Source organism: Deinococcus murrayi DSM 11303, from assembly GCF_000482805.1.
Lineage (GTDB): Bacteria > Deinococcota > Deinococci > Deinococcales > Deinococcaceae > Deinococcus > Deinococcus murrayi.
Genome location: NZ_AXWT01000016.1, coordinates 48,104 through 64,374, shown reverse-complemented (window position 1 = coordinate 64,374; position 16,271 = coordinate 48,104). Strand labels below are relative to the sequence as shown.

Here is a 16,271-nt window from a genome sequence, read left to right as displayed (position 1 = left end):
TTTGTAAGGGGTCCTGGGCGGCGGGCCACCGGGCCGTTATACGCGGGGCGGAAAGCGCACAAAGGTCATCCAGAAGTCCTCAAAGGCGCGGATGGCCTGCAAGAAGTTCTCGAAGCCGACGGGTTTGACAACGTAGCCGCTGGCGTGCCGGGTGTAGGAGCCGCGCACGTCCTCGTCAGACTGGCTGGTCGTCAACATGACGACGGGGATGGGCGCGAGGTCGGGGTCGGCCTTGATTTCGCCGAGGACCTCCAGGCCGTTTTTGCGCGGCATGTTGATGTCCATCAGGATGACGTCGGGGCGGGGGGCGTCCCGGTGTTCTCCCTCGCGGCGCAGAAAGTGGAGCGCTTCCACACCGTCGCGGACGACGTGCACGCGGTTGGGCACCCGCGCTCCCTCAAAGGCTTCCTGGGTCAGCAAGACATCTGGCTCGCTGTCTTCAACGAGCAAAATCTCAATGCGGTCGGGCCGAGCGGGGGTCACGCGCCCTCCCGCCACAGGGGTAGCCGCAGCTCAAAAGTGGTGCCCTCGCCGGGGGTCGAGGTCAGCGTCAGACGACCGCCATGCGCCTCCGCGATTTTGCGGCAGATGGCGAGGCCCATGCCATTGCCGGGGTAGGTCTCGCGGGGGTTGAGGCGCTGAAAGATCGCAAACACCCGTTCATGATACTCAGGTGCAATCCCGATTCCGTTGTCTGCCACCCGAATGACAACTTCGCCGCCCTCCTCGGCAGCCGTGACCCGCACCTGGGGCGCAACCCCTGGGCGGTGAAACTTCAAGCCGTTGCCGACGAGGTTGGTCAGGAGCTGCACCAGCAGCCCCGGATGCCCCAGCACGGTCTGGGGCGTCTCCCAGTCGAGGTCTCCGCCCGTGGCCTCCAGCAGGGCGCGGACATTGCTCTGGGCTTGCCGCAACGCCCCGTCGAGCGGCACCGGGATGGGGGCCGTCCCCGTGCCCCCGGCGCGGCCCACCCGCGCAAAGCCCAGCAGGTCCTGAATCAGGCCACGCATCCGCTCGACCGCCTCCACCATAAAGCGCAGGTACTGGTCGGCCCGGTCGTCAAGCTGTCCCTGGTAGCGCCGGGCCAGCAGCTCGGCATAGCTGCCCAGCGTCCGCAGCGGCTCTTGCAGGTCGTGCGAGGCGACATAGGCGAACTGTTCGAGTTCGGCGTTGCTGCGCTTCAGGTCGCGCACGGCGGCTTCAAGTTCGGCCCGCGCCCGCTGACGCTCGCCGATGTCCTGAAACATCACCACCGCCCCGCTGACCTCGCCCGCCGCGTCGTGGGTCGGCGTCACGACGTAAGCCACCGGAACCGGATGCCCCGCCGCGTGCCAAAACACGTCCTCCTCGCTGCGCCGGGGCTGCCCGTCGCGCAGGGTTTGGTAGATGGGGCATTCCTCGACCGGAAAGGACGTTCCGTCCGCTCGGTGGTGGTGGATGAGGCTGTGTTGGTGTGCCCCTATCAGGCGCTCGACGCTGTAGCCCAGAAGCTGCGCCGCCGCCGGGTTGGCAAAGGTGGTGCGGCCCTGGCGGTCTAGCCCAAAGATGCCCTCCCCCGCCGAGGTGAGCAGCAGGGTCGAAAAGCGGGTCAGCTCGGCCAGCTCGCGGGTGCGCTCCTCCACCCGCTCTTCCAGCCGGGCGTTGAGTTCGCGCAGCCGCGCTTCGGCGGCCTTGACCGCGCTGAGGTCCTGGTTGATCCCCACCCACTCGCGCACCTGGCCGCTCTCTTCCCGCACCGCCACCCCGCGGGCCAGCATGGGCACGTACACCCCATCGGCGCGGCGCAGGCGGTATTCGGTTTCGTAGGGGGTGCCGCCCTCCACCGCGCGCTGCCAGGCGGCCCGCGCCCCGGCCCGGTCATCCGGGTGCAGGGCCGTGACCCAACCCGCGCCGGAGTACTCCTGGGGGGTCTGCCCGGTAAAGGCGGTCCAGCCCGGCTGCGGCCCCAGCAGTTCGCCCGCCGGGGTGGTCGTCCAGACGATTTGCGTGGTGGCTTCCACGAGCGAGCGGTAGCGCCGCTCGCTGCGCTCTAGCTCACGGCGCAGGCGCTGTTCTGGGGTGATGTCCGCGAAGACGGTGACGACCTGCTTGACCTGCCGGGTGCCGGGGATGGGGCGCGGCAGGGCCGTCACGCTCAGCCAACGCGGTTCTTCTCCCGCTGGGCCGCCGGGCACTACGCCCAGCAGCACGTCCCGCTGCGCTTCGCCGGTCTGGAGGGCGGCGCGGGTGGGCAACGCTTCGGGGGCGAGGCGCTCTCCGGTCACCGAGACGACGTGCCAGTCAGCCTGCGCGGGTACCTCGCCGGTCATCTGCGCGAGGCTGAGGTCCAGCAGGCGCTGCCCGGCGGCATTGGCCTGCAAGACCCGGCCATCTGCCCCCTGCACCAGCAGCCCCAACCCCAGCCCGTCCAGCAGCTCTTCGGCCACCTCCAGCGGATGCCGGGTGTCGCGCAGGTGCAGCCAAACGCCGCCCTCTCCGTCGGGCGTGAGGGTCGCGAGGGCCGGGGCAAGCGAGCCGGGCAGCGCCACGCTGCGGCGCACCGCCGCAGCTCCCCCAATCACCTGCGCGGCGGCCTCAGCCAACAGCTTGGCCGTTTCCGGCGAGAAGAGGGCCTGCCAACTGTCCATCCCCGGGTGGCCCAACCGCTCGCGGGCCGCTGGATTGAGCCAGAGCACGCAGCTGCCCTGAAGCCGCAACACCGGGTCGGGCAGGGCCGCGAGCAGGGCGAGTACCCCCCCAGCGCTCACGCGGGTTGCCAGCTCATCCGCGCAGGGCATACCCGACGCCGCGCACGGTGCGCAGCAGGCCGTAGCCATCGAGGTCGCGCAGCTTGGCCCGCAGGTTGGCCATGTGCACGTCGACGACGTTGCTGCCCTCGGGGAGGCGGCCCTGCCAGATTTCCTGGCCAATCTCCTGGCGCGAGTACACCCGCCCCGGCTGCCGGATGAGCAGCGCGAGGATGTCGAACTCCTTGGGCGAAAGCCGCAGCTCTTCGCCCTTGTAGGTCACCAGCCGCTTTTGGGGGTCGAGGGTGAGGTCACCCATGGTGAGGCTTTCGCTCACGCGCTGGCGCAACTGCACCTTGACGCGGGCAATCAGCTCGTCGGGGTGAAAGGGCTTGATGAGGTAGTCGTCGGCCCCCAGCCCCAGCAGCCGGACCTTTTCTTCGACGGTGTCGCGGGCCGTCAGGACGATGATGGGCACGGCGCTGTTCTTGCGCAGCCGCTGCACGACGTCGCCGCCGTCAAAGTCGGGGAGGCCGAGGTCCAGCAAAATCAGGTCCGGATGATCCTCGCGTGCCCGAATCAGGCCGTTCATCGCAGAGTCGGCGTGCTCGACGGCGTACCCCGCGTCTCCGAGGTCCATGCGCAGCACATTGGCGATATCGAGGTCGTCCTCGATGACAAGAATCCGTTGGGCGCTCACGCCCCGATGATACTCGCCTTCATGGGCACTTCACGCCCGACCGTGAGGAGAACCCCTTTTCGGCGGGCTTTCCGCTCCAGCGGAAGCGGGGGGACCTCCTTCTTGCCAAGCAGACTCTTCGGGAGCGGCTGGCCGTCACCCTTTTGAAGTTGCCCTCTGGATTTGACGAAAAAATCGCTCTGCTCTGCCAAGAAACACTTTCAGCCGAGTTCAGGAATGGGGTTGCCATCTGCACCGGGTCTCTTGGCCCCGGCCAGAGCGTGCTAGGCTGCGTGGACTGCGCCCTGCTTGTCCGCCAAGGAACCGGGCCGCCACAATCCGCCTTTTCCTTCGGGCCACGCCCCGCGCCGCTTTGGGCCTGGCTCTTTGCCCCTCCCCCCGTGCGGTACGGCGCTCTCCCGCCCAGAACTGCACGCCCCCTTCTCGGAGACCCCATGACCCATCCCCAGCAGGGCCGCGCGCCCGCCCCCACCACGCCCGCTCCATACCTCGAAGTTGTGCCGCTCGGCGGCATGGGCGAAATCGGCAAAAACATCACCGCCTACCGCTATCAAGACGAAATCATGGTCGTCGACGGGGGCCTCGCCTTTCCCGATGCCCACCAGATGGGGATTGACCTGATTATCCCCAAAATCGATTACCTGCAAGCCCACGCCGGGCTGATTAAGGGCTGGATTCTGACCCACGGCCACGAGGACCACATCGGGGGCCTCCCCTATATCCTGCCGCGGCTTCCCAAGGTGCCGGTCTACGGCGCGCCGCTGACGCTGGGGCTGGTGCGCGAGAAGCTCGCCGAGTTCGGCATCAAGGAAAGTGACGTGGACCTGCGCGAGGTTGACCTCAACGACAAAGTGCGCATCGGGCGGCACTTTCACGTCGAGTTTCTGCGCATGACCCACTCCATCCCCGACAACATGGGCTACCTGCTCACCACGCCCGCCGGAGTGGTGCTACACACCGGGGACTTCAAGCTCGACGACCAGCCCGCCGACGGCAAACCGTCCGACCTCGCCCGCATCGAGCAAGCGGGAAAAGACGGAGTCCTCCTGCTGATCAGCGACTCGACGAACGCCGAGCGTCCGGGGCGCACCCCCAGCGAGGCCGAGGTTGCTCGGAACCTGGAAGACCTCATCGCGGGCCTGAGGGGCCGGGTCTTTCTGACGACCTTCGCCTCGCAGGTCAACCGCATTCAGAACCTGCTGCACATCGCCCACCGCCAGGGCCGCCGGGTGGTCATGGAAGGCCGCTCGATGCTGAAGTACGCCCAGGTGGCCCAGCAGACCGGGCACCTCGACACCCCTGACCCCTTCCTGACTTCAGAAGAGGTGTCGGGCCTGCAAGACCAGCAGATTTTGTACATCTGCACCGGGTCGCAGGGGCAGCCCATGGCGGTGCTGGGGCGGCTCGCCTTTGGCAACCACGCCAAGATTGCCCTCAAGCGCGGCGACAGCGTGATTCTGTCCAGCAATCCCATTCCCGGCAACGAGGAAGCGGTCAACCTGATTATCAACCGCCTCTACGAAATCGGCGTGGACGTGTACTATCCGCCCACCTACCGGGTGCATGCCTCCGGGCACGGCTCGCAGGAGGAACTCGCGACCATCCTCAACCTCGCCCGGCCCAAGTTTTTCCTGCCCTGGCACGGCGAGCCGCGGCACCAGATTAACCACGCCAAGCTCGCGCAGACGCTGCCGCGCCCGCCCAAGCGCACCCTGATTGCCCGCAACGGGGACGTGGTGAGGGTTGGCCCCGACGAGTTCAGGGTGACGGGCACCGTGCCCGCCGGAGCGGTCTACGTGGACGGCCTCGGCGTGGGCGACATCGGCGACGATGTGCTGCTTGACCGCGCCTCGATGGGGCAAGAAGGCATCCTGATCATGACGGCGGTGCTGCATCCCACCCCCCACGTCGAGATCGTCTCGCGGGGCTTCGTGCGCTCCAACCGCGAACTCGACGGTCAGATTCGCCGAGTCGCCCTGGAAGCCGTCGAGGTCGGCCTGCGCGAGAAAAAGCGCCTCGAAGACGTGCGCGACGACATGTACGGGGCGGTGCGCCGCTTTGTCCGCAAGGCGACGGGGCGCAACCCGGTCCTGATTCCGCTGATTGTGGACTAGAGCAGGTGACGAAAGATGCCCCGCGAGCTGCCCTCTTCCCACAGGAGAGGGTTTTTTCGCTTTCCCAGATTCTCCAGGCGAGAAACGCGGGACGTGGGGGGCGGGGTGAGGGGACACAACCCCCCAGCGCAGCCTTGCGCACGTTCGTGCCGCAGACCCGTGCGATAATGCCCGCCATGAGCGTGATTCCCTACGTGATCGAGCAGACCGGTCGGGGCGAGCGGATGTACGACATCTATTCGCGCCTCCTCAAGGACCGGATTATCTTCGTGGGCACGCCCATCGAGTCGCAGATGGCGAACACCATCGTCGCGCAACTGCTGCTGCTCGACTCGCAGAACCCGGAGCAGGAAATCCAGATGTACATCAACTGCCCCGGCGGGGAAGTCTACGCGGGGCTGGCGATTTACGACACCATGCGCTACATCAAGGCCCCGGTCAGCACCATCTGCGTCGGCATCGCCATGAGCATGGGCAGCGTCTTGCTGATGGCCGGGGACAAGGGCAAGCGCATGGCCCTGCCCAACAGCCGCATCATGATTCACCAGGGGTCGGCGGGCTTCCGGGGCAACACCCCCGACCTGGAGGTGCAGGCCAAAGAGGTGCTGCACCTGCGCGACAAGCTCATCGGCATCTACCACAAGCACACCAACCTGCCGCACGACAAGCTGCTGCGTGACATGGAGCGCGACTACTTCATGTCGCCCGAAGAGGCCCAGCAGTACGGCCTGATTGACTCGGTGATTGAGAGCACCCGTTCGCTGGAGGGGGCGCTGTGACCGGGCGCGGCACGCCGGGCGGGGACCGCTGCTCGTTTTGCGGGCGGCAGCACCCCCAGATTGCCCAGCTCATCGAAGCGCCGGGCCGCGCCGCCTTTATCTGCAACGAGTGCACCGACCGGGCGCACGAACTTGTCAAGCAGCACAAGAAGGCAGGCAGCGAGTTCACCCTGGGAGAGCTGCCCACCCCCCGCGAGATTAAGGCCTACCTCGACGAGTTCGTTATCGGGCAAGACGAGGCGAAAAAAGCCCTGGCGGTCGCGGTCGTGAGCCACTACCAGCGCCTCGCGCATCCCGACGTGAACCTGCAAAAGAGCAACATCCTCCTCATCGGGCCGACGGGTACGGGCAAGACCCTGCTCGCGCAGTCGCTCGCCGAGATGCTGGAGGTGCCCTTTGCGATTGCTGACGCCACCACGCTGACCGAGGCGGGCTATGTCGGCGACGACGTCGAGAACGTGATTGTCCGGCTCTTGCAGGCCGCCGAATATGACGTCTCGGCAGCCGAGCGCGGCATCATCTACATCGACGAAATCGACAAGATTGCCCGCAAGAGTGAGGGCACCTCCATCACCCGCGACGTGTCGGGCGAGGGCGTGCAGCAGGCACTGCTCAAAATCATCGAGGGCACGGTCGCGCAGGTGCCGCCGCAGGGGGGCCGCAAGCACCCGCAGCAAGAACTCGTGCAGGTGAACACGAAAAACATTCTTTTTATCGTGGGCGGAGCCTTTGAGAACATGGCTGAGATTGCCCGCGCCCGCACCAATGTCCGCGCCCTGGGCTTCGGGGCCGAGCACCGGGGCGAGGAAAAAGAAGAGTTGCGCTTCCTCCCTGAAGACCTCGTCAAGTTCGGGCTGATTCCGGAGTTCGTGGGCCGCCTGCCCCTCGTCGTTCAGCTTCAGGACCTCGACGAGGAAGCGCTGGTTCGCATCCTCACCGAGCCGCAGGGGGCCATCGTGCGGCAGTACCAGGCCCTCTTTGGCTTCCAGGATGTCAACCTGGAGTTCACTGAGGCCGCCCTGCGCGAAGTCGCCCGGCGCGCCCGCGAGCGCAAGACCGGGGCACGGGGACTGCGAGCGGTCCTGGAAAAAGCCATGACCGACCTGCTCTTCGAGCTGCCCGTTGAGGGCCTGCGCGACCTGCGGTTTGACGCCGAGCACATCGACCATCCGCTCGCCCTTCTTGAGTCTAAGGGACTCAAGAAGTCTGCCTAAACGCAACAGAGATTACAGCCCTTCCCCGCCCCAGTCCCTAGACTTTCGGGACATCGTGGGCGGGTGTCTTTCTTGGCTCCCGCATTAGACTCATCTCATTCCGGCCCTGGGGCCGGTGATAAGGAGCAAGCATGGTCTGGGAACTTCCCGTCGTCGCCCTCAGAAATATGGTCATTCTGCCCGGCATCACCATGAACATCGATGTGGGGCGCCCCAAGAGCAAGCGGGCGGTGGACGAGGCGCAAAGCAGCGACCGCCGGGTGCTGCTGCTGACCCAGCGCGACCCGCGCACGGACGACCCCACCCGCGCCGAGCTGTACGAGGTCGGCGTGCTGGCGGTGATCAAGCAGGTGGTGCGGATGCCCGACAACACCTATCAGGTGCTCGTCGAGGCGCAGGAACGCGCCCGCGTCGAGGAAGAGGTCCCCAGCAGCTACCTGCGGGTGCGGGCGCAGACATCGCCGAGCACCCCCCCGGCAGACGAGCTGCAAACCCGCGAGGTGCAGGTGCTGACGGGAGAGGTCAAGGCGTCCTTTGAAGAGTACCAGCGCCAGAACAAGAACCTGCGGCTGGACAACTACCAGCTCGAAGGGCTGAAAAACCTCACGGACGCCGGGGCGCTCGCGGACGCGGTCGCGCACCACGCCACCTGGACGCCGGAGGAAAAGCAGGAAGTGCTTTCGGCGCTCGACGTGCGGGCGCGGCTGGAGACGGTCTTGCGGCTGCTGACCCGCGACACCGAGCGCTTCAATATGGACAAGAAAATCGCCGGGCGCGTCAAGGAACAGATGGACGCCAATCAGCGCGAGTACTACCTGCGCGAGCAGATGAAGGCGATTTCCAAGGAACTCGGCGGCGGTGAGGACGGCCCCGCCGAGATTGAGGCCCTGCGCGAGAAGATTGAAGCAGCCGGGATGCCGGACTCGGTCAAGGACAAGGCCCTCAAGGAACTGGCTCGGTTGGAGCGTACCCCCGGCGGCAGCCCGGAGAGCACCGTCGTGCGCAACTACATCGACTGGCTCATCGACGTGCCCTGGAGCAAGCGCGACGAGGAAATCCTTGACATTGGCCGCACCCGCGAGATTCTGGACGCTGACCACTACGCCCTGGGCGACGTCAAAGACCGCATCCTGGAGTTCCTGGCCGTGCGGCAGCTCACGCACAAGCCCGGCGAGACCGACGCCGAGCGGCAGGAGCGCACCGCCGAGGAGCGCACCGATGACGCCGAGCTGCGGGCACCCATCCTGTGCCTCGTGGGGCCTCCGGGCGTCGGCAAGACCAGCTTGGGCAAGAGCATCGCCCGCAGCCTCAACCGCAAGTTTGTGCGCATGGCGCTGGGCGGGGTGCGCGACGAGGCCGAGATTCGGGGCCACCGCCGCACCTACATCGGCTCGATGCCGGGGCGCATCATCCAGGCAATGAAGACGGCGGGCGTGACCAATCCCATCATCCTGCTCGACGAGATCGACAAGATGAGCAGCGACTGGCGCGGCGACCCGTCGAGCGCGATGCTCGAAGTCCTCGACCCTGAGCAGAACCACACCTTCCAGGACCACTACCTCGAAGTGCCCTACGACCTCTCACAGGTCATGTTCATCACGACGGCCAACACCCTCCAGACCATTCCCCGGCCCCTCCTCGACCGCATGGAGGTCATCCAGATTCCGGGCTACACCCAGCCGGAGAAGGTGGAAATCGCGCGGCGCTACCGGGTGCCCCGGCAACTCAAGAGCCACGGTCTGACCGGGCGGCTAGAAATCACCGACGCGGCCCTGCACCGCATCGTGGAGGAGTACACCCAGGAGTCGGGCGTGCGCAACCTCGACCGCCAAATCAGCAAGCTCTGCCGCAAGGCGGCCCGTGAGCTGCTGGAGCGCCCCTGGGAGGGCGTACGGGTGATTGACGCCCCGGATATTCCTGCCTTCCTCGGCGTGCCGCAGCACCGCCCTGACCGCATGGAAAAGGAACCGCAGGTGGGCGTGGCGCAGGGCCTGGCCTGGACCAGCGTGGGGGGCACCATGCTGCTTGTCGAAGCGCTGGCGACTCCTGGCAGCGGCAAAATCAACATGACCGGCAGTCTGGGTGATGTGATGAAGGAGAGCGTGGCTGCCGCCATCGCTTACCTGCGGGCGAATGCGGCCCGCTACGGCGCGGACCCCGACTTCTATAAGACGATGGACCTGCACGTGCACTTCCCCGACGGGGCCACCCCCAAAGACGGCCCCAGCGCGGGCATCACCATCGCGACCGCCGTCATCAGCGCGATTACCGGACGCCCGGTGCGGCTGGACGTGGCCATGACGGGCGAAATCAGCCTGCGGGGGCGGGTGCTCCCCATCGGCGGTGTCAAGGAGAAGCTGCTCGCCGCGCATCAGGGCGGCATCCGTGAGGTCATTATCCCCAAGGACAACGAGCCAAACCTGCAAGAGGTGCCTGGCGCCATTCGCGGCGACCTGCGCATTCATCCCTTCGAGCAGGTAGGACAGGTCCTCGACCTGGTGCTGCTGCCCAAGCCCGCGCTGGAAGCGGCGGCCATCCCGCCCACCCAGGGCCGGGATGTGGCGCAGCCGGGGGCGTGAGGGAAGCCTCCTTCAGCGAACAGCCGCCAGCAGACGGCCCACTCCCCTGCCCCGGCGGGGGTGTTTTTTTGCCGTTCCTCGTTTACGCCTGTTCTCGGTGGGCCTGCCAGCGGTCGCGCAGGGCCGCGAAGTTGGCGTCAATCTTGGCCTGGGGCAGCACCATCTGGGTCGTCGTGCCGTGCCCGATCTCGTCGCCCAACTCGGAGACGGCGCGGAGGTCGCAGATAATCCGGCGGCCTTCCATGCGCTGAAAGGTCGCCGTCACGGTGACGGTCATACCGGGCAAGGCCGAGGCAGTGTGGGTGACCTGCACCTCGGTGCCAATGCCGCCCTCGCCGTCTTCGAGAAAGGGCAGGATAATCTTGCGTCCCGCTTCCTCGAAGTGCCGGGCGAGCCAATAGGTCGCATAGACGGGGTGCACCGCGCCGAGTTCGGCGAACTGCACGGTCATGTCGTCGGTGACCAACACCGTCAGGGTCTGGGTGAAGCCGGGCGGAATGGGGCGCATGGGGCGAGGCTAGCAGAGAGCGGCGAGGCAAGCTGAGCGTGAAGAAACCCGCCCCGGTACGGGGTCCGGCAAGCTCAGGCCCCCCCGCTACACTGCCTCCCATGAAGCTCAACCTGACTGACCTCTTCACGCTGGTCCGGGAAGCGGCCCTGGCCTTCGGGCAGGACAAAGCCCCCCGGCTGGCGGCGGCGGTCGCGTATTACTCCATCTTTGCCATTGCGCCCCTGCTGTTTTTTGCCCTGGCGGTCGCCAGCGGCCTGCTCGCCAACGTGGACGTGCAAGAAAGGCTCTTTGCATTTCTGGCCGAGAACATCAACGAGAGTGCGGTGGAGTTTGTACAGGGGCTGCTGCCATCAGACTCTCAGCTTCAGCAAAGCAGCCTGATTGCCAGCATTATCGGTTTTGTCACCCTGTTTATGGGTGCGACGGGCCTGTTCGTGCAGGTGCAAGACGCCCTCAATACCCTGTGGGGCGCCGAGCCGGGACCGCTGGGCGGCATCGTCAACATCGTCAAAGCGCGGCTCAAGGCCTTTTTGCTGATTCTGGGCTTTGGGGTGGTCATCATCGCCTTTTTGATCGGGAATACCTACCTCTCGGCGATAGCGCGGGACCTGGGCGACCTGATTGGCCTGGGGGCCTTTTTCGTGCGGCTGGTGACCCTGGCGGTCGCGGTGGGCGTGCTGACGCTGGTGTTTGCGGGAGTCTTTAAGGTGCTCCCCAACGTCAAGCTCCAGTGGCGCGAGGTCTGGGTGGGCAGCGTGGTCACGGCCCTGCTGTTCGGGCTGGGGCAACTTGCCATCAGCTGGTACCTCGCCCGTTTCGCGCCGGGGAGCGCGTTTGGGGTCGCCGGGGCGCTCGTGCTGCTGCTGCTGTGGGTGTACTACTCCGCGATGATTTTCTTCTTCGGGGCGGAAGTAACGTGGGTGTACTCGCAAAAGTACGGCTCCGGCGCGGGCGGAGCCGTCAGCGTCACGAAGAAAGAGGAACTCGTGAGCAAGGGCGCGGCCTTAGACCCCACCCCCTCCGAGCAGGAACTGGAGGGCCTGCGCCGCGCCGCCGAGCAGGGCAAGCCCATTCCGGGGCGCTGGGCGCGGCTGGTGCAGGGCGTGCAGGAGCGCCGCGCCGAGCTGCCCCGCGTGCTGCCGCAGGTGCCCACCCGCGAGGAAGGCCGGATGCTGCCCACCGTGCGCGGCACGCTGTGGAACGCCGTGACCGCGCTGCTGGCCGTGCCCGCCGTCGTGGTGCTGCGGGTGCTGGGCTGGACGGGCGGGCGGCGCAGGTAACCGCAGCGGAGTAAGGGAAGGGGGACGCGGGCGAGGCTTCTCCCCGCGTCCCCCTTCCCTTGGGGTCAAAGCTCTGGCACCGGATACGGCAATGTGCCCTCATAGATGGCCCGGCCCACGATGGCTCCCTCGATGCCTTCTTCAGCGAGGAGGCGCACATCTTCTCGGTCGGCTACCCCTCCGCCCACGATGAGGGTCCCGGACCACAGCCCGCGCACCCGCCGCATCAGCTCGCGGTCGAGGCCCCTGAGGGTGCCGTCGCGGGTCACGTCGGTGAAGATAAGGGTTTGGAGTCCGGCATCGGCCAGGGCCGGGGTGAGGTCGCCCACCGTGACCCCGCTGCCCTCGGCCCAGCCGTGGGTGGCGACCTCCAGCCCGCGCGCGTCGAGGCTCACGACCACCCGACCCGGACCGTGCGCGGCTATCAGCTCACGCACCAGCGCCGGGTTCTTGACCGCCGCCGTGCCGATGACCACCCGCTCAGCTCCGGCTTCCAGCAGGGCCTCGGCGGCGGCGCGGTCGCGGATGCCGCCGCCCACCTCGACGGGCACGCCCAGCTCGGCGGCGATGCGGCGGATGACCGCTCGGTTCTCGCCGCGCCCGGTCGCCGCGTCGAGGTCCACGAGGTGCAGCAGCCCCGCGCCCAGGCTGGCCCAGTGCTGGGCCGCCTCCAGCGGAGAGTCAAAGTAGACCGTCTCCCGGTCGGGGTCGCCCTCATACAGCCGCACGGCGCGGCCCGACTGGATGTCCACACAGGGAATGAGTTGGGGCTGGGAGCGGGAGGGGGAGGCGGGCGTCATGCGGGTCAGGATAACGGCCCTGGGAGCCGCTTCCGGGGGTACACTCCGGGAGCCGTGCGTATCGGGATTGTGACCGCCACCTATCTGCCGTCCCGCAACGGCGTCGCCACGAGTACGGCGCTGTATGCCCGTGGCCTGCGCGAACGTGGCCACGAGGTCCGCATCTTCGCGCCGCGCCACCCCCAGGCGCGGGGGCAGGAGGAGGGCATCTACCGCCTGAACTCGTCTTTCGCGGGGGCGCGGGCGCTGGGGGCACCCGCCGACTATCCGGTCATGCTGGCACCGGGGCCGCTGCTGACCTCACGGTTGCCGCTGCGCGACCTCGACGTGCTGCACACCATGCATCCCTTTCTGGCCGGGCGGCTGGCGCTGCGCTGGTCTCGCTTGTCGGGCGCTCCGGTCGTTTTTACGGCCCACACCCAGTACGACCAGTACCTGCACTACGCGCCCATGCCAAAACGGGTGGGCCGGGCGATGCTGCGCCCGCATGTGGCGGCTTTTGCCCGGCGGGTCGACACCGTGCTCGCCCCTGGCCGCGCGATGGTCGAGATGCTGCGCGAATACGGCTACGGTGGCGAGGTCGAGCTGTTTCCCAACCCGGTGGACCTCGCCAGCTTCCGGGGGGCGCGGGGCGAGACCTTCCGCGCCGAGTACGGGGTGCCGGGAGACGCGCCGCTGGTGATGTACCTGGGCCGCCTCGCCGCCGAAAAGAATCTGGACGTGATGCTGCGGGCCTTTGCGCGGGCGCAGGCGTCGCGGCCAGAGCTGCGCCTGCTCGTCGTCGGCGACGGGCCGGGGCGGGCGGCGGCGCAGGCGGCGGCCCCCCCCGGCGTCACCTTCACTGGGCCGGTGCCCTATGCCCGCGTGCCCGAAGCGCTCGCTGCCGCCGACGCATTTCTCACGGCGAGCACGACCGAGGTTCTGCCCATGAGCATGATTGAGGCACTGGCCGCCGGAGCGCCCCTGGTGGCCGCGCAGAGTCCCGCGGCCCTCGACCTCATTCAGCCGGGCGTCAACGGCCTGGTCACCGACCCCACCCCGGACGCCCTCGCCGCCGGGCTGCTGGGGGTGCTGCGCCCGGACCGCCTGCCCGCCCTGCAAGCCGGAGCGCGGGCCAGCGCCGAGCAGTACGACCTCGGCACGCGGGCGGCGGCGCTGGAGGCCGTCTACGAACGCACCGCAGCGCGGGGCCGCACCCGCAGCCGCTTTGGGTCGGGGCGGGGAGGCTAAAGCCGGAAAGCCACCTCAAAGAAAAACCCCCCGCCTCTTTCGCGGGGGTTTCTGTGGTGCCGAGGATGGGATTTGAACCCACACGCCTCGCGGCGCTAGTCCCTGAAACTAGTGCGTCTACCAATTCCGCCACCTCGGCTTTCCTTGGCTGCGCCCGCGCGGGGGCGCGTTTCAGAGGCTCGCTTACTTTAGCGGGGGCGGGGGGGGCTGTCAACCGCCGCCCCGGGGCGGGGGCCGCCCAGCCGCGCTTCCAGGAAGGCCCACACGTCGGCAGCCTCCTCGATGAGAAGCGCGGTGGGTTTGCCCGCCCCGTGTCCGGCCCGCGTCTGGATGCGGATGAGGACCGGGGCCTCTCCCCCCTGCGCGTGCTGGAGGGCGGCGGCGAACTTGTAGGAGTGCGCGGGAACCACCCGGTCGTCGTGGTCGCCGGTGGTAATCAGCGTGGCGGGGTAGGTCGTGCCTTCCTTCAGGTTGTGGAGCGGCGAGTAGGCCAGCAAGGTGTGCAGCATCTGCGGGTCGTCGGCGCGGCCATAGTCGGACGCCCAGGCCCAGCCGATGGTGAAGTGCGGGTAGCGCAGCATGTCGAGCACGCCGACCTGCGGCACCGCCGCCGCGAAGAGGTCGGGGCGCTGGGTCAGGCAGGCGCCCACCAGCAGGCCGCCGTTGCTGCCGCCCTGAATGCCCAGGTGCGCGGGCGAGGTCACCCCAGTGGCGATTAGGTGCTCGGCCACCGCGATAAAGTCGTCGAAGACATTTTGCTTCTCGCGCAGCGTGCCCGCCCGGTGCCATTCCTCGCCGTACTCGCCGCCCCCGCGCAAGTTGGCCTGCACGTACACGCCGCCGCGCTCCAGCCACGCGAGGCGCGAGGGGCTGAAGGCGGGCGTCAGGCTGATATTGAAACCGCCGTAGCCGTAGAGCAGGGTGGGATTCTGACCGTCGCGGACCAGGCCCTTGCGCGCCACGAGGAAGTAAGGCACCCGCGTGCCGTCCCGGCTGATGGCGAACTCCTGGGTGACCTCGTAGCCAGAGGCGTCAAAGGTGAGCGCGGGTTCGGCGAGGGCCTGCGGCTCGCCGTCCGGCAGGAGCAGGCGGTAAGGCCGCGCCGGGGTCAGAAAGGACGTGAAGCCGAAAAAGACTTCGGGGTCGTCCTCCTGGGTGCTCAGGCCGCTCAGAGAGCCGAGGCCGGGCAGCGGTATCTCGCGCCCGCGGGTACCGTCCCGCCCGTAGAGGGTCAGGCGGTGGCTCGCGTCCTCCAGCGTGACGGCGAGGAGGCCGCCGGGCACCGCCGCCGCGAAGTCCAGCTTGTGCGGCCCTTCGGGGATGAGGTCGCGGCGCTCGTCCGTCGCCAGATTCCAGGCGATGACCTTTTCGCGGGGGGCGTCCTCGTCGGTCTTCAGCAAGAGCACGTCGCCCTCGCTGCCCACCAGCTCGAAGCGGGCGCGGAAGTCGGGGGCGAGTTCGCGCCAGGGGCCGTCCGACTCCAGCGGGCGCACCCACAGCAGGTTCTTGGGGTCGGTGCCCTTCCAGACGTGCAGCACGAGGAAGCGGCCATCGTGCGTCACCTGCGGGCGAAAGCCCCAGTCGGGTTCGTCGGGGCGGGCGACGACGAGGGTATCGGCGGCCTGCGGAGTGCCGACCCGGTGGAACATCAGGCGCTGGTTCTTGTTCGCCCCAGTCAGGACGCCGCCCTCCCCCGGCGCGTCGTAGGCGCTGTAGTAGAAGCCGGAGCCGTCCGGGAGCCACTCGGCCCCGCTGAACTTGCTCCACTCCAGGCGGTCGGGGAAGTCCTCGCCGCTGGCGACGTCGCGCACCCGCCAGGTCACCCAGTCGCTGCCGCCGCTCTGGAGGCCGTAGGCGAGCCGCGTCCCGTCCTCGCTGACGGACGCCCCCGCGAGCGCGACGGTCCCGTCCCCGCTGAGGGCATTGGGGTCGAGCAGGGTGCGCCACGGCCCCTGCGGATGCTCGGCCACCTCCAGCACGGGCTGGTTGAGCAGCCCCGGATTGAACTGCCGGAAGTAGCGCCCCCCGCGTTTCCAGGGGGTGCCTTCCTTGGGGTAGTTCCACAGGGCGGTGAGGCGCTCGCGGTAGGCGGCGCGGGCGGGCAGGGTGTCGAGGTAGGCCTCCGTGACCCGGTTTTGCGCCTCCACCCAGGCGCGGGTGTCTGCGGAGTCGGGGTCTTCCAGCCAGCGGTAGGGGTCGGGGACGCGGACCTCGCGGCCCTGGGGGTCGGTGTACACGTCCACGTGCTCGCCACGCGGAGACGCCGGGGAGGTGGGGGTCACGGGGGCATTCTGGCACGGCCAAAGCGGGGAGGGCAGCGGGGCCGGGCATCTCCTCC

Annotated in this window: 12 protein-coding genes and 1 tRNA gene; 6 read left to right on the top strand and 7 right to left on the bottom strand. The window is 68.0% G+C overall.

Translation table 11 applies throughout. The annotated features are described in order from the left end of the window. Positions 1 to 36: 36 nt before the first annotated feature. Genes H565_RS0102405 through H565_RS0102395 form a run of 3 tightly spaced genes read right to left on the bottom strand, consistent with a single transcriptional unit; the run spans position 37 to position 3,426 of the window. Positions 37 to 483 carry a response regulator gene (locus H565_RS0102405; protein ID WP_027459636.1) on the bottom strand — a complete coding sequence of 149 codons (447 nt, stop codon included), beginning with the start codon at positions 481 to 483 and terminating at the stop codon, positions 37 to 39. Continuing rightward, entirely contained in the window at positions 480 to 2,777 is a 2,298-nt protein-coding gene (locus H565_RS0102400; RefSeq protein WP_027459635.1) for a PAS domain-containing sensor histidine kinase, read from the bottom strand. Before H565_RS0102400 ends, H565_RS0102405 begins: the two co-directional genes overlap by 4 nt. After that, positions 2,761 to 3,426 (bottom strand): response regulator transcription factor, encoded by a 666-nt coding sequence (locus tag H565_RS0102395; protein ID WP_027459634.1) that lies wholly within the window; start codon positions 3,424 to 3,426, stop codon positions 2,761 to 2,763. Before H565_RS0102395 ends, H565_RS0102400 begins: the two co-directional genes overlap by 17 nt. A gap of 434 nt (positions 3,427 to 3,860) precedes the next feature. Between H565_RS0102395 and H565_RS0102390 the strand changes: the two genes are divergently transcribed. The 4 genes from H565_RS0102390 to lon all read left to right on the top strand — a co-directional run bounded on the left by H565_RS0102390 (position 3,861) and on the right by lon (position 10,112). After that, on the top strand, positions 3,861 to 5,540 hold the full coding sequence (locus H565_RS0102390) for a ribonuclease J (protein ID WP_027459633.1): 1,680 nt from the start codon (positions 3,861 to 3,863) through the stop codon (positions 5,538 to 5,540). 167 nt (positions 5,541 to 5,707) lie between these two features. Then, entirely contained in the window at positions 5,708 to 6,319 is a 612-nt protein-coding gene (clpP, locus tag H565_RS0102385; RefSeq protein ID WP_152550585.1) for an ATP-dependent Clp protease proteolytic subunit, read from the top strand. Further along, positions 6,316 to 7,533 carry an ATP-dependent Clp protease ATP-binding subunit ClpX gene (clpX, locus tag H565_RS0102380; protein ID WP_027459631.1) on the top strand — a complete coding sequence of 406 codons (1,218 nt, stop codon included), beginning with the start codon at positions 6,316 to 6,318 and terminating at the stop codon, positions 7,531 to 7,533. Before clpP ends, clpX begins: the two co-directional genes overlap by 4 nt. A gap of 131 nt (positions 7,534 to 7,664) precedes the next feature. Next, complete coding sequence (gene lon / locus H565_RS0102375) at positions 7,665 to 10,112, top strand: endopeptidase La (RefSeq protein WP_027459630.1); 2,448 nt, start codon at positions 7,665 to 7,667, stop codon at positions 10,110 to 10,112. Positions 10,113 to 10,194: 82 nt separating this feature from the next. Here lon and H565_RS0102370 read toward each other — a convergent pair whose 3' ends face one another. Next, positions 10,195 to 10,620: a thioesterase family protein gene (locus H565_RS0102370; RefSeq protein ID WP_027459629.1), complete on the bottom strand. Its 426-nt coding sequence runs from the start codon at positions 10,618 to 10,620 to the stop codon at positions 10,195 to 10,197. 101 nt (positions 10,621 to 10,721) lie between these two features. Here H565_RS0102370 and H565_RS0102365 point away from each other — a divergent pair, with 101 nt between their 5' ends. After that, the gene (locus tag H565_RS0102365) at positions 10,722 to 11,903 is read left to right on the top strand and encodes a YihY/virulence factor BrkB family protein (RefSeq protein ID WP_027459628.1); all 1,182 of its coding nucleotides are present in this window, start codon (positions 10,722 to 10,724) and stop codon (positions 11,901 to 11,903) included. 65 nt (positions 11,904 to 11,968) lie between these two features. Here the strand turns inward: H565_RS0102365 and hisA are convergent, their stop codons facing one another. Beyond that, entirely contained in the window at positions 11,969 to 12,703 is a 735-nt protein-coding gene (gene hisA, locus H565_RS0102360; RefSeq protein ID WP_027459627.1) for a 1-(5-phosphoribosyl)-5-[(5-phosphoribosylamino)methylideneamino]imidazole-4-carboxamide isomerase, read from the bottom strand. 54 nt (positions 12,704 to 12,757) lie between these two features. On the opposite strand from hisA, the gene H565_RS0102355 reads away from it, so the two are divergent. Then, the gene (locus H565_RS0102355) at positions 12,758 to 13,933 is read left to right on the top strand and encodes a glycosyltransferase family 4 protein (protein ID WP_027459626.1); all 1,176 of its coding nucleotides are present in this window, start codon (positions 12,758 to 12,760) and stop codon (positions 13,931 to 13,933) included. 54 nt (positions 13,934 to 13,987) lie between these two features. Here H565_RS0102355 and H565_RS0102350 read toward each other — a convergent pair. Then, positions 13,988 to 14,072, bottom strand: a tRNA-Leu gene (locus H565_RS0102350). Positions 14,073 to 14,121: 49 nt separating this feature from the next. Further along, positions 14,122 to 16,215, bottom strand: coding sequence for a prolyl oligopeptidase family serine peptidase (locus H565_RS14055; RefSeq protein WP_084542866.1), 2,094 nt, complete (start codon positions 16,213 to 16,215; stop codon positions 14,122 to 14,124). Positions 16,216 to 16,271: the final 56 nt, after the last annotated feature.